Genomic DNA, 14,529 nt, shown 5'->3' on the forward strand with positions numbered 1-14,529 from the left:
CAATCCAACAAAACCACATTTGCCTTTCACCCCCACCGTTGCTAACTTTGACTATGGAAAATTTCGTGGTCTCGGCCCGCAAGTATCGCCCGGCTACCTTCGACACGGTCGTTGGGCAGGAACACATCACTACCACATTAAAGAACGCGATCAAGACCAATCACCTGGCGTCGGCGTTTTTATTTTGTGGACCGCGGGGTGTCGGCAAAACCACCTGTGCCCGGATTCTGGCCAAGACAATCAACTGCCAGAACCTGACTGCCGAAGGTGAAGCCTGCGATACCTGCGAATCGTGCGTGAGTTTTAACCAGAATGCATCCTTCAATATCCATGAACTGGATGCGGCTTCCAATAACTCGGTTGAAGATATCCGTAACCTGATCGATCAGGTGCGCTACCCGCCCCAGTCAGGAAAGTACAAGATCTATATCATTGACGAGGTTCACATGCTCTCGTCGGCGGCTTTCAACGCTTTTTTGAAAACGCTGGAAGAGCCCCCTACCTACGCCATTTTTATTCTGGCCACAACCGAAAAGCACAAAATCCTGCCAACGATCCTGTCGCGCTGTCAGATTTTCGACTTCAACCGGATTCAGCCGCAGCACATCGCCAGCCATCTGGCAAACATTGCCGGTAAAGAAGGTATTACTGCCGAAACGGAAGCCCTCGACCTGATTGCCCAGAAGGCAGATGGCGGCCTGCGCGATGCCCTGTCGATGTTCGACCTGAACGTGACCTTTGCCGCCGACCGGGTCATTCGGTATAAGGAAGTGCTGGACAACCTGCACATTCTCGATTACGATTATTATTTCAAATTAACGGACCTGTTACTGGCGGGCAAGCTCCCGCAAAGTCTGCTGACGGTCGACGAGATTCTGCGGAAAGGATTCGATGGGCACCAGTTTATTGTGGGCCTGTGCCGCCACTTTCGGGATCTGCTCGTTTGTAAGGATGCGGCTACCGTTCAGTTACTGCAGGTAACGGAGAATGTCCGCAAGCAATACCTCGACCAGGCTATGCGGGCTCCCATGTCGTTTCTGCTGTCGGCGCTGAGCCTGGGCGGGCAGTGCGATATGAATTACAAACAGGCCAAAGACCAACGGCTACACACCGAACTCTGGCTGATGAAGCTGGCCAACCTGCGCAATCTGCTCAACTGGGACGCCATGCCCGAGTTGAGCCTACCGCAGAATGGAACGCACTCGACCGAACGCTTTTCTACCCCGGAACCGGGGGACGAAAAAAAAAACGGCGAACAACAGTCCCGGCAAGCGCCAACTAACCCTCAACTAGTCGAAAGTCACCCCATCACGAGCGAACCCGTAAACGGCTATCAGCCGACAAACGGCGTTGCCACGAATGGGCAACCTCAATCAAATGGCTATGCCGTTGCGGCTAATGGAAATGGTCATTTGGCTTCAGCCCCGGCGGTAGCCTCACCAGTGGCGGTGGTAACTCCGGTTACAACGCCCGACCGACCAGCCAGCCTAATCGATTCGGCTACGGCTCTGCCTACAGCGAAAGTGATGCCAGAGGTTCGGACGAAACCACAGATCGCTCCGCCCCAGCGGCCTGCTACCAGCCGACTACGGTCGACGGTTCCGCTGACCACGGGACCGGTTCAGCCGTCAGCCGATGCCGTGGCGGAGGTCATTTCGACGGCTCCAACCCGGCCGGATAAACCGTTTACGTTTGATGATTTACAGGCGGTATGGCGTGCTTTCTCGAAAATAAGGCATCAGCAGAACGATTCGGCCTCGGAGCAACTCATTCTCAATCGGGATATTGATCTGAAAGGAACAACTATCCATATTACGCTCGACAACACGCTGCAAGTGGGTTACCTGACCGAGGTAAAACCAGAGTTATTAGGCTACCTCCGTACCGAATTGCAGAACAGCCAGATTCAGCTGGAGCACCAGGTGACGGTGCAGGAAGTTAAAAAGATGATTTACAGCTCGCAGGATAAATTCAATTACCTCGCCGAAAAGAACCCGGCCCTTCACGAGTTAAGGAAAGTACTGAACCTGGAAGTTGATTACTGACCGCCGGGCCGCCCGGCGGGATTTTAGCAAGATTCGAAGGATTAAACAAGATCAGCGAACAGGCTCTACCTGATTTCTGCTCCTGTTTAATCCTTTCACATTTTGAGGGAGTATCTTCAGACGCACTCCTTATCTATTGATAGCCGAGAATCTTGTTTAATCCTTCAAATCTTGTTCAAATTTCGGCTCAGATTTAGTAGCTATCGTTCTGTTTCAAATAACCCGGCAGGTTCGATGCGCCGTCGATAGCGGTTTGCGGAATGGGGAACACCCGCTTGAACTTATCGGTATTGGTCTTTTCGGTCCATAGCCCTTCGTACTTGCCAAAACGAATCAGGTCTGTCCGGCGCACCATTTCCCAGTACAACTCGAAGCCACGTTCGCGCAGCAGCAGATCGAGGTTCATGGCGGTTAGAGCGGGAGCTGGCGTTGAGGATTTGCGCGATGCCCGAACCAGATTTACATCCGCCAGGGCGCTGGCCACATCATTGCTTTTACGGAGTTTAGCCTCCGCCCGCATCAGATACACATCAGCTAAACGCACGATGGAAATATCGGCATCACCAAAGTTTCGTCCCGACTGCGATTTTTTACTGAATTCATACTTCAACACCCGGTAACCGGTGTTATAATTACTACCCGCCACCGAAAAGTCAACCTGCTCCGTAAAGTCAACAGCTAGTGTGGGCCGGTTGCGGGTCACGCTAAAGAGCTTACCAACTTTATAATTGCTGCCACAACGCGTAAAGGCACCATTAACCCGCAACAGACCATACTGCTGTCCGCGTAAGATTCCCCGGTTATAATTGAAATTAGCATCGCTAATGCACGAATCGGCCGGAATAGTCCAGTTCTGCTTGAAAAAGCGAGGATCCGTACCAGCCGGATCAAGAGGAGCGTAAGCCGATGTCCAGCTGCGGTAGAAATCAGGGGTGATGGCTGGCCCGTCGGTACCATTAGCAGCCGGGTAAGCCGGGAGAGGGAACTGGTCGCCCGATAGCGAGAAATAGGCCAGACGGTTATGCCCATTCAGTTCAGCGCGCTGGTCAACCGCGAAGATCAGTTCTTTATTGTCGTGATTGTCGGAGTTAAAAATGGAGAAATAATCGTTTGACAACTGATACTGTCCTGAGCTGATCACCTTATCGCAGTATTCTACCACCTTATCCATATCTTCCGGCTTAAAGGTAAAGCTGGCAGCATACCGATCGCGATACACGGCGGCATTCAGATACAGCCGCGCCAGCAGGCCCCATGCGGCTCCTTTGGTTAAGCGTCCGGGGCCAACTGTGGTCAGCAGGCTGGGTTCAACGGCCAGTAATTCGTTTTTCACGTACTCATAAGCCGGTTCGCCCCGGAGCACCTGAGAAATACCCTGCGGGTCTTCTTTTACGAATACCACGCCAAATAGATCCAGCAGCACCATGTTATAATAAGCCCGCATGCCCCTTGCTTCGGCCAGATAGGTTTTGGCATTCGGGTCATTTACGGTAGGCAGCGCGCTCATGGCCGACACCGCCCTTGATACCTCCTGCGTCAATAACAACCAGGTGCTGCGCAGGTTAGGGTCCGTACTGGTGTGCGTATGCTGGTGCATAGCGACGTAGATACCATTATCGCCCCAGTCGGTACCACCCCGATAAGGCAAGATGGCTTCGTCGGTGGAAATTTCCTGGATGGTAAAATAGTTCGTATGGTTGAAAATGTCGACCAGACGAGCATATACCGGAGCAATGTTGCCATCCGCCAGTTGTTTGTCGGTCTGGCCGGTAACTGACGACTCGTCCAGCACCTGCTCGACCAAGTTCGTACAGCTATCCAGAAAAAGCAGGCTGAGAATAGCCAGCGAGCTGAGAAATATCTTTTTCATAGTATAATACATTGGTTATCAGACGACGTACTAAGGTCTACCAATCAATGGCATAGGTTAAAAAGTGAGATTTAAGCCAAACACAAACGAACGCGCTTTGGGATAGCTGAGGTAGTCAATCCCGTACGACGAGATCCCATTAACCGTCCTATCTATGTTTACTTCGGGGTCATAGCCCTTGTACTTCGTGATGACAAACAGGTTCTGGCCGGTTACCGAAAGCCGGATATTAGAAATCCAGCGGTTCATCCCGATAGTACGGGGGCTCAGGTTGTACCCCAGCGACAGGTTATTGAGTCGGAAGAAACCACCGTCACGCAGGAAGCGCGTTGAAACAGGAGCCGGGTTATTGATCGACTCATTTGGTTCGCCAACCGCTTCAGCCGGGCCGTTCAGGCCTTTTACCAGCCGCGCTTTGTAGAAGAAAGCGTTAGCCGTGTTGTCGTAAAGTTTGTTGCCCGATACCCCGTTAAAGTTGGCCGTCAAATCGAAGCCTTTATAAGCCGTGCTGAAATTAAGGTTGAACTGGCGGGTTGGCAAAGCACTCCCAGCCGCAATCCGGTCTTTGTCGGTCCCGCCGATTCCATCGCCGTCAATGTCGCTGAAGCGGTTCACCCCTTTATCGTCAACACCCAGGTATTCGCGCAGGAAGAACGTCCCGATGGGTTGTCCGTTCACGTAGCCGTTTACCGTAGCCGATGTTAAGCCGGGTCCCGATGCTGACCCCGATGTGATGACCGTGTAAGGAGAATTATTGACCACATTTTTAATGAACGTAACGTTACCGCCAATATCGAACCGGAACCCGCTGTTTGCTGTATACCGGTAATTCAGGTCAAGTTCAAGACCCTGGTTGGTAATGCTCATGTTCGGCACGTTGGTCCAGTAGGTGGAAGCGGGCTGAATCGGATCGGATGGAATGACTTCGAGCAGAATCTTGCCGGATATCTTACGGAAGTAATCGACGGAGCCCGTCAGCGCCCCCCTGAACAAACCAAAATCGAGTCCTAAATCGGTTTGGGTCGACACCTCCCACTGAATGTCCGGATTGGCCAGACGAGTGTAGGTAGTACCTGCAGGATAGTTGGTCGATGCATCGAGCGGGTAACTGGTTGACGCCGATACGTTCGACGTAAACAGGGCCTGTGTAATCTTCGACGGAATTTCCTGATTACCGGTTTGTCCCCAGCCAGCCCGCAGTTTCAGATCCGAGAATGGCCCGGATTTGAGGAATCCTTCCTCAGACAGCCGCCAGCCGCCCGAGAACGAAGGGAAAACACCGTACTTATTGTTTGCGCCGAATTTGCTCGATCCATCGGCCCGAACAGTGGCCGTGAACAGATACCGATCCTTGTAAGCGTAATTGACCCGTGAGAAAAACGACTGCAGTTCGTTAATGATCGCATAACCGCCGGGGCGGTTATTAGCCAGCGTCAAATCCTGACCCAGACCGGGGTTGTTGGCGGGTTCAATGGGCGACACCGGAAATTTGTTGATGCTCCAGTTGCGTCCCTGTATCGTAAATTTCTGATACGAATGCCCCAGCAAAGCCGTCAGGCTATGATCGGTCCAGTTTTTGGTGAACGTGAAGTAGTTTTCGACCAGCACGTTCCGGTTGTTCAGGTAGGTAGCGTCCAGACGGCCATCCTGCTGGGGAACTGTACTGGCATACACTTGCTGATCGCGGGTGGAGCTGGAGTTATCGACGCCCAGATTTAGCTTGTACACCAGATTATTGGTGATCTTATACGATGGTGATATCGAAGCGACAACCCGGTTGATGGTTGTCACATCCTTATTCAGGTCCAGTGCCAGCAATGGGTTGGTGAAGGCCTGATAGCGGGCCGGATTACCATTGGCATCACGAGATGGATACGTTGGGTTGGCCGACAGGGCCGCTCCGATAATCCCTTCGATGGGCGGACGCTCGTTGACTGTTTGCGAAGCCGTCATGTTCACATCCAGCACCAGCCGGTCTTCCATGAACTTCTGCGACGCGTTGAACCGGGCGGTATACCGTTTGAGGCTACTGTTTTTCAGGATACCCTGCTGATCCTGCACCCCAATGGAACCATAGTAGGTCAGCCGGTCGGCGCCACCGCCAAAGGACAGATTATGATTCTGCGTGATGGCCGTCCGGCTGATTTCGCGTTGCCAGTCCGTTGAGGCTTTCTGGTCATCGACAACACCCCCCAGAGCGGCCACCTGATTTTTGTACTCATCGGCAGAAAATAGCGGCAGCGGACGGGCCATGTTCGAGATGCCTACATTCGAGGAAAGGGTGAGGTTTGTTGCACCCGCTTTGCCTTTTTTGGTCGTGATCAGGATCACGCCATTAGCACCCCGTGCCCCATAAATAGCCGTTGCAGAGGCATCTTTAAGCACGTCGATGGATTCAATGTCCTGCGGATTCAGAAAGTTGAGTGGGTTGGTAGCACCTCCCGTACTCGAATTGTCGAGTGCGATACCATCCAGTACGAAGAGCGGGGTACTACCCGTCCGAACGCCACCCGGCCCACGTACTGTAATATTCTGCACGCCCCCCGGCTCGCCACTGGCCGAGGTAACATTTACACCGGCTACCTTACCCTGCAAAAGCTGTTCGGGGGAGTTAATGATGCCCCGGTTAAAATCTGTGCTTTTGATTGTTTTGAGCGATCCGGTCACGTCTTTCTTGGTGGTGGTACCGTACCCGATAACAACAACCTGCGACAGCTCCGAAGCCGACGCTTTCAATGACACATTGATAACCGTTTGGTTACCAACCGGCACATCCTGCGAAATGAAGCCGATGAACCCGAATACCAAAACAGCATTTCCATTGGGCACCACTAGCTTGTAATTCCCGCTGGCATCTGTCGTTGTGCCCTTCTGGGTACCTTTCAACACAACATTACAACCTGCGAGGGCTTCGTTGGTGGTCGCATCCGTAACTCGGCCGCTGATCGTTATATCGGCCGTCGGTGTTTCATCTGCCTTATATGCGCTGGCAGTAACAGCCAGTGCAGGTCGTTCGGCATACGTCATCAATGAACTGAATGCCAGTACACAATACAACAGAAGCCGCCATCTGGTAGTAAAGGGCGGTGAAGAGGGGTAAAAAAACGTCATAGTGTTGGTAATTAATGTGTGAGCGCAAAATTCCTTCTATTAATGATTTTTTTTCAAGAGAAGGAATAAGCATAAAAAAAATTTAAAATACTCACTCATTGCTACACTTACGCCCATTTTGAGTACATACGTCACATAAAAGGCGTTAAATGAGCGGGAAAGAGGTTTTTGGACAGGGAACTCCCTATACGATATGGCCATTATACGAAAAGGTCCATCAGGCTTTTTTGCACTGATGGACCTCCTATATTACGGTAATGTTACTCAGCTCGATCACCGGTTGAATCCACACGATCTGGCGATCATGAACTTTTACACTTATCCTTTATACGCTTTCGCTTCACGGATCAGGGCTTTGTACTGCGCCAGCGTAAGTGCCTTTCTGTAGTAGCTTCTAGCCCTGTTTTTATCGTTGTTGCGGTCAGCTATGCGCGCCAGACCGGCATAGGCGAAGGCGTGGTATTCTTTTGTGTAGGGGTCGTTGAACGGCATCCGAAGGGCCATTTCATAAGCTTCAGCTGCTTCTTTATCGTTTTTATCTGCGTATTCAGCCAGCATGCCGGTGAAGGTGTGGACCGCCATGGGAACCAGCTTGTTCGGCGTATTCTTTAACCGCAGCACATACGGGCGAGCTTCGGCGTATCGGCCCGCCAGCAGAAGTGATTCGGCCCCGAGCATGCCAAACAGGGGATTGTCAGGATACTTATCGGCCAGGTATTTGGCATAAACAACCGCCCGACCGGGGTTCATCTCATATTTCAATAAGACATGCGCCAGATAATAATTGGCTACCGGACGCATGAATAACGCTTTTTTGGCGGCCACCTCCATCTGAAGCAGCCCTTTAGCCATATCACCTGACTCAAAGAAAACCAGAAACGGCTTTACAATGGAATGATCCATTGGGTAGCGTTCTATGTAATAGTTATAAAGCCCGGTTGTGAAGTAAAAATCGGGGTTCTTATTCATCAGCACAAACCCATCCCGGAGGTAGTTATACGCCTTTTTCGACTCGCCAACGGCTTTCAGCGATTCGTTACTATTGTGATAAAGGGAAGCCATGTAGCTATGCGCCGTTAGGGCAAAAAATACGCCTTCAGGGTCGTTCTCGTCTCTATCCAGCATTTTCCGGGCCAGCGCCAGCCCCTGCTCAACGGCCTGCGTAAACTGTGCCGTAGCGCCCTTGTTTTCATGGATCGGCAGGTAGTGCAACTCTAGTTCGGTAGCCCGTAAAATAGGTCCGATCGGGTGCTGCGGGAAACGACTCTGAAGTTGCCGGATCTGTACGTCCGCTTCGGCAAAGTCGAGATTGTAGATGTTGTCGAGCGTTTTCAGAACCGTTTGCTGAACGGCCGGATCGGTCAGCACCTGCGCCGGCGCCGTAAGGGAAAGTACCAGACCGCTTAAAATGAGCAGCGTATTTTTTAAAATTGACAAAGTGGTTGATGAAATTACGTCGTTTGATTCTATACGCCCAGAACCTTACTTTTGTTCAATACGTAGTACGTAGATAAGACTACAAGGAACCGCTTTTCGATGATTCATTACGAAAAATTTGTATTAGATAATGGCCTTCAGGTATTCGTCCACGAAGACGAATCGACGCCCATGGCGGCCGTTAATATACTGTATAATGTAGGCTCTCGCGATGAAGACCCGACCAAAACAGGCTTTGCGCACCTCTTCGAACACCTCATGTTTGGCGGTTCGCGGCACATTCCAAGTTACGATGAGCCCTTGCAAAAAGTAGGCGGTGAAAATAATGCGTTCACCAGCCCCGACATTACCAACTATTACATTACCCTCCCCGCGGCCAACCTGGAAACGGCCTTCTGGCTCGAATCGGACCGGATGCTGAGCCTTTCCTTCGACCCGCAGGTGCTGGACGTTCAACAGAAAGTGGTTATCGAAGAGTTCAAGCAACGGTATCTGAACCAGCCCTACGGCGATGTATGGCTGAAACTCCGGCCGCTGGCCTACCAGCAGCACCCTTACCGCTGGGCTACCATTGGCAAGGATATCAGCCACATCGAAAATGCTACGCTGGACGATGTAAAGTCGTTTTTCTTCAAATACTATCTGCCCAACAACGCGATTCTGGTTGTTGCGGGCAACGTTACCGTTGAGCAGGTGAAGCAGTTATGCGCCAAGTGGTTTGCACCTATTCAGGCTGGTGATCCGTATGTCCGCCAACTTCCGGCAGAGCCAACCCAAACAGAAGCACGGAAGCTGGAAACATCAGCCAAAGTACCGCTGAACGGCCTGTACAAAGCCTACCATATGCCAGGCCGTTTCGAAGCCGGTTTTTATTCTGCCGACCTGATGGGCGATATTCTGGGCCGCAGCAAATCATCCCGCCTGTATCAGCAGCTACTCCGGACGAATCCGCTGTTCAGCAGTGTAAACGCCTATATTACCGCTTCTGTCGACCCCGGCCTGCTGGTTATTCAGGGTAATTTAAACAAAGGCGTTTCGCTGGAAGAAGCCGACGCGGCCGTGGAATCGGTAGTGCAGGAATTTATCGATCAGGCCGTACCGGCCGATGAACTGGCCAAGGTAAAAAACCAGGCCGAAGCGACACTCGCCTTCTCGGAGGTCGAACTGCTAAACCGCGCCATGAACCTGGCCTATGCAGCCAACGCAGGCAACCCCGATTTCGTGAACCAGGAAGCCGAACAGATTCAGGCCGTCACGCCGGATACCATTCAGGCAATGGCCCGTCAGGTGCTCCGGAAAGACAATTGCTCGACATTGTATTACCGGCAGGCAGAAGCCTGATCAAGCCCAAAGATCATCATGGAAACGACCTATCAACCGAAAGCCCTATCATCCGAGCAACTTCAGGCGTTATCGCAGGACGTGAAGCAGGCACTTACGAAACTGTATGGTGACCGTCTGGCTCAGGTGATTCTGTACGGGTTGTATGCCGGGAGTGATTACCGGGCTGAATCGGATATTGCTTACATGGTGGTCCTAAATGATATGGACGTACGGGCAGCTAATGAGATCAAGTTTAAGATCGACACTGTACATGATCTTTCAGGAAAGCACCATACGTTAATATCCGTCAAGCCTGCTTCCTTAAAAAAATACCGGCAATCAGAGTTGTTTCTCTATCAAAACGTTCGCCGGGAAGGACAGGTAATATGAATGAAAATGTAAATGCCTACACGCTTCTGGCTGAAGCATGTTTAAGGGACTCCCGATATTTACTACGAAACAAAAGTTACCGTAGTGCGGCAGGACGCGCTTATTACGTTTATTTTGATGCTGTTCGAGCTCTGCTCGCCAGTAGAAACGTATCTATAAAATCGCATTCAGCTATAAAAATGCTGCTTGGTGAACATGTTGTTCAATCAGGATTAGTTGACAGATCAGATGCTAAATGAAAATACGAGTAGGACAAGGATATGATGTACACCGGCTGGAAGAAGGCCGCGCCTTCTGGCTGGGTGGCATCCAGATTCCGAGTACGTTTGGCCCGGTGGGTCATTCCGATGCCGATGTGGTGTGCCACGTACTTTGCGATGCCCTCCTGGGGGCCGCCAACATGCGCAACATCGGCTACCATTTCTCCGACAAAGACCCGCGCTGGAAGGGCGTCGACAGTAAATTGCTGCTGGCCGAAGTGCTTCGGATGGTACGGGAAGCGGGCTATAAAATCTCTAATGTCGATGTAACGGTGGTGTTGCAGGAGCCGAAACTCAACCCACACATTCCAGCCATGAAAACCTGTCTGGCCAGTGTTATGGCTATTCCGGAAGACGATATTTCCATCAAAGCCACCACCTCCGAGCACATTGGCTTTGTGGGCCGGGGTGAAGGCATTGCGGCTCATTGTGTGGCGCTTATCTTTAAGGATTAGTTTTAACGACAACCTGTCAAAGACAATCTGTCTATGAAATCACTGATTTACCTTCCTGCTCTCCTGCTGGCTGGCCTGGTTGCCTGCGGGCAGTCGAAGCCGGCTCAACCTGATATGCCCCTGGGCTTCGAGGAATATGATCCTGTTTCGACCCTGAAAGTGCCGGAGCATAAACTGACCCGTTCGAAATTCCCGTTCATCGACGTCCACAATCACCAGTGGGATATGGACAAGGCAAACCTGAAGCCGCTGCTGGCGCAGATGGACAGCCTTAACATGGGTATTATGGTCAATCTCAGCGGCCGGGGCTGGGGCAGCGTGGCACAGGGAACGCAGTTTTTCGACAATGCGATGGCGAATGCGGCTAAAGCAGCGCCCAAACGACTGGCAATGTTCACCAACCTTAACTTCGACGAGATTGGCCGGAAAGGCTGGACGGAAGACGCGGTTAAATTGCTCGAAGAAGACGTAAAAAAAGGGGCTCGTGGCCTCAAGATCTTCAAGAATCTGGGTCTGAACAGCAAAGACGAATCAGGGCAGCGCGTTCGGGTCGATGATCCGCGCCTTGACCCCATCTGGGCGAAGTGTGGCGAACTGGGTGTTCCGGTGCTGATTCACACCGCCGACCCCAAGTCGTTCTGGGACCCGATGGACCGCTACAATGAGCGGTGGCTCGAACTCAAATTACATGGCGGTCGCCGACGTGCGGCCAACGACCCCGTGCCTTGGGAACAGCTCATTGCCGAGCAGCATAACGTGTTTCGAAAGCATCCTAAAACGACCTTCATTGCCGCCCACATGGGCTGGTATCCCAACGACCTGAACAAGCTCGACAGTTTAATGACGGTTTTCCCGAACATGAACGTCGAAATCGGGGCCGTCATTGCCGAACTGGGCCGCCAGCCACGTGCCAGCCGAAAATTCTTCGAGAAATACCAGGACCGGATTCTGTTCGGGAAGGATAGTTGGGTACCGTCCGAATACGCCACTTATTTCCGCGTTCTCGAAACCGATGATGAGTACTTTCCTTACCACAAAAAATACCACGCTTTCTGGCGGATGTACGGCATGGGGTTACCGGATGAAATCCTGAAAAAAGTCTACTACAAAAACGCACTGCGGCTCATTCCCGGTCTGGACAAGAGCCAGTTTCCAAAATAATGTCCGGGCCAGGCTCCAGCTTGGCCCGTGATGAAAATTCATATGGCCAGGCTCCAGCCCGGCCCGGACGTTCGATGAAAATAACCCAAATATCCCTTTACCAGTACAACATTCCGCTTAAAGCGCCTATCGCTATTTCGCTTGGTACGATTGAGAACGCCCGCAATATTCTGGTTGAGATACAGACCGACGAAAGCATTACGGGCTGGGGCGAAGGGTCTCCTTTCTGGATGATCGTTGGCGAAACGCAGGCATCCTCACTGGCGGCTGCCGACGATATGGCAAAACTTCTGATCGGTCGTGACCCGCTCGATATTGAGGGTTGCCTGACGGCCATTACCCGCTATTTACCCGGCCATCCCACCACGCGCTCGGCTTTCGATATGGCGTTGTACGATCTGGCCGCCAAAACCGCCAGAATGCCGCTCTACCAGTTTCTGGGCGGCACAAAAAAAACACTCATCACCGACGAAACCATTTACATCAGCACGCCGGAACGCATGGTGGAAGACGCCCTCCGTATTCAGAAGAAAGGAGCCGATGCCATAAAAGTTAAACTGGGCACGAACCTGCGCGACGACATTGCCCGCATCAAAGCCATCCGGGAGGCCATTGGCGACGCGACGCCCATCCGTACCGATGCTAACCAGGGCTGGGATGTGGTAACGGCGACCGGCGTCTTACGCGCTATCGGCGACTGGAACGTGCAGTATTGTGAGCAGCCCATCAAACGGCACGATATTGCCGGATTACGGCAGATTCGGCAGAAGACAACGGTACCCATTATGGCCGATGAAAGCCTGTTCGACTCCGTTGATGCGATCCGGCTCGTGCGGGAAGAAGCCGTCGACTATTTCAATATCAAGCTCTCTAAAAGTGGTGGTATTTTCGACGCCCTGAAGATAAACGCCATTGGCGAATCCGCCGGAATTCCCTGCATGATTGGGTGTATGTCGGAGTCGAGACTGGCATTAACGGCTAACGCCCATTTTGCAGCCGCCCGGCAAAATATTCGTTTCTACGACCTGGATGCCTGTTTTGAACATGCCGAAGATCCCGTTTATGGCGGCATCACCTATACCGGTTATCAGATTGAGCTTCCCGACACGCCGGGAATCGGGGCCGAGATAGACTCCGTCTTTCTCGCTGGATTACCACGCAAAACCATTTCCTGACGTTTACATGCTCACCATCACCACCGTTCAGTCAGCCGCCGACGTCCAGGGCATTCTCAACCTGCAACAGGCCAATCTTCGTAAAAACGTACCGCTCGATGTGCAGCTCGCCCAGGGCTTCGTGACGGTCGAGCACGACCCCGCTGTGCTGACCCGCATGAACCAGGCAGCCCCCAGCATCATTGCCAAAGATGGCGATAAAGTAGTGGGGTACGCCCTGACGATGCTGCCCGAGTTTGGAAGCGACATTCCGGAACTGCTCCCTCTTTTCGCCCTCATCGACTCGCTGACGTATCAGGGCAAGCCCCTGAGCGCATTTCCCTGGTACGTCATGGGGCAGGTTTGCGTAGCTGATGGGTACAGGGGGCAGCGCGTGTTCGACCGGATGTACCAGCACCACCGCGACGTGTACGGCGAGCGTTTTCGGTTGCTTATCACAGACATTTCGGCGAATAACACCCGATCGTTAAAGGCCCATAGCCGGGTTGGCTTTGAGCGTATTCATGAGTTTCACGATTCGGCCATTGGCGAAACCTGGGTGGTGGTGATCTGGGACTGGCAAACCCTTGGGTAAGTGGAGTAAACGACAGGCTTATCGGGCTTTTGGACGTAATCAACTTAAATCAGAAACGCAATGAATCCGCAAAAAACAGCCGTTGTCCTGATCGAATATCAGAACGATTTCACGTCGCCGGGCGGAAGCCTGCACGATGCCGTTAAAGGGGTGATGGACACCACCAACATGCTGAATAATACGCTCGATTTAGTCGCCAGAGCCCGCGAAGCCGGGGCGATCATTATCCATTCGCCCATTAGCTTTCAGGAGGGTTATTTCGAGATTACAAAGCATCCGTATGGCATTTTGAAAGGCGTGGTGGACAGCCAGTCGTTTCGGAAAGGCTCGTGGGGCGTTGAGATCATTGATTCGATGGCCCCTCAATCCGGTGATATTGTGCTGGAAGGCAAACGCGGTTTAGATGCGTTTGCCAGTACAAACCTCGATTTTATCCTTCGCAGCAAAGGCATCGAAACCATCGCGCTGGGCGGCTTCCTGACCAACTGCTGTGTGGAGTCGACCATGCGGTCCGGTTATGAAAAAGGCTTTGAAGTGGTTACCCTGACCAACTGTACCGCTACTCTCAGTGAAGAGGAGCAGACGTTTGCCTGCGCCAAAAACTTCCCGATGTTTTCCAAACCCATGAGCCATACCCAATTTCTGGATGAGCTGACCGGCGAGACGGTTCAGGAAGTCGAAACACGGGGCTATTCGGCCTAAAACACATACAGTACGTTTTTCATTAA

12 protein-coding genes are annotated in these 14,529 nt (G+C 52.1%); 9 read left to right on the top strand and 3 right to left on the bottom strand.

The genetic code is table 11. From position 1 onward, the window contains the following. Positions 1-53: 53 nt before the first annotated feature. On the top strand, positions 54-2,045 hold the full coding sequence (locus ACYVJM_RS10565) for a DNA polymerase III subunit gamma/tau (protein WP_461148189.1): 1,992 nt from the start codon (positions 54-56) through the stop codon (positions 2,043-2,045). A gap of 193 nt (positions 2,046-2,238) precedes the next feature. Here the strand turns inward: ACYVJM_RS10565 and ACYVJM_RS10570 are convergent, their stop codons facing one another. The 3 genes from ACYVJM_RS10570 to ACYVJM_RS10580 form a co-directional block, all read right to left on the bottom strand. Further along, entirely contained in the window at positions 2,239-3,915 is a 1,677-nt protein-coding gene (locus ACYVJM_RS10570) for a RagB/SusD family nutrient uptake outer membrane protein (protein ID WP_461148190.1), read from the bottom strand. A gap of 57 nt (positions 3,916-3,972) precedes the next feature. Next, positions 3,973-7,026: a SusC/RagA family TonB-linked outer membrane protein gene (locus ACYVJM_RS10575; RefSeq protein WP_461148191.1), complete on the bottom strand. Its 3,054-nt coding sequence runs from the start codon at positions 7,024-7,026 to the stop codon at positions 3,973-3,975. A gap of 318 nt (positions 7,027-7,344) precedes the next feature. Beyond that, positions 7,345-8,463 (bottom strand): tetratricopeptide repeat protein, encoded by a 1,119-nt coding sequence (locus ACYVJM_RS10580; protein ID WP_461148192.1) that lies wholly within the window; start codon positions 8,461-8,463, stop codon positions 7,345-7,347. A gap of 99 nt (positions 8,464-8,562) precedes the next feature. Between ACYVJM_RS10580 and ACYVJM_RS10585 the strand changes: the two genes are divergently transcribed. The 8 genes from ACYVJM_RS10585 (at position 8,563) to ACYVJM_RS10620 (ending at position 14,503) form a co-directional block, all read left to right on the top strand. After that, positions 8,563-9,804, top strand: a complete 1,242-nt coding sequence (locus ACYVJM_RS10585; protein WP_461148193.1) for a M16 family metallopeptidase — start codon at positions 8,563-8,565, stop codon at positions 9,802-9,804. An 18-nt stretch (positions 9,805-9,822) separates the two neighbouring features. Further along, positions 9,823-10,176, top strand: a complete 354-nt coding sequence (locus ACYVJM_RS10590; protein WP_461148194.1) for a nucleotidyltransferase domain-containing protein — start codon at positions 9,823-9,825, stop codon at positions 10,174-10,176. Then, a complete protein-coding gene (locus tag ACYVJM_RS10595; RefSeq protein ID WP_461148195.1) occupies positions 10,173-10,415 on the top strand; it encodes a HEPN domain-containing protein in 243 nt (80 codons plus the stop codon). The genes ACYVJM_RS10590 and ACYVJM_RS10595 overlap by 4 nt, the downstream gene beginning before the upstream one ends. After that, entirely contained in the window at positions 10,412-10,891 is a 480-nt protein-coding gene (gene ispF, locus ACYVJM_RS10600; RefSeq protein WP_461148196.1) for a 2-C-methyl-D-erythritol 2,4-cyclodiphosphate synthase, read from the top strand. The genes ACYVJM_RS10595 and ispF overlap by 4 nt, the downstream gene beginning before the upstream one ends. Before the next feature lie 33 nt (positions 10,892-10,924). Then, complete coding sequence (locus ACYVJM_RS10605; protein ID WP_461148197.1) at positions 10,925-12,052, top strand: amidohydrolase family protein; 1,128 nt, start codon at positions 10,925-10,927, stop codon at positions 12,050-12,052. A gap of 74 nt (positions 12,053-12,126) precedes the next feature. Next, positions 12,127-13,227: a mandelate racemase/muconate lactonizing enzyme family protein gene (locus ACYVJM_RS10610; RefSeq protein WP_461148198.1), complete on the top strand. Its 1,101-nt coding sequence runs from the start codon at positions 12,127-12,129 to the stop codon at positions 13,225-13,227. A gap of 7 nt (positions 13,228-13,234) precedes the next feature. Next, complete coding sequence (locus tag ACYVJM_RS10615) at positions 13,235-13,801, top strand: GNAT family N-acetyltransferase (RefSeq protein ID WP_461148199.1); 567 nt, start codon at positions 13,235-13,237, stop codon at positions 13,799-13,801. Positions 13,802-13,861: 60 nt separating this feature from the next. Next, a complete protein-coding gene (locus tag ACYVJM_RS10620; RefSeq protein WP_461148200.1) occupies positions 13,862-14,503 on the top strand; it encodes a cysteine hydrolase family protein in 642 nt (213 codons plus the stop codon). Positions 14,504-14,529: the final 26 nt, after the last annotated feature.

It is taken from the genome of Spirosoma pulveris (assembly GCF_054781875.1).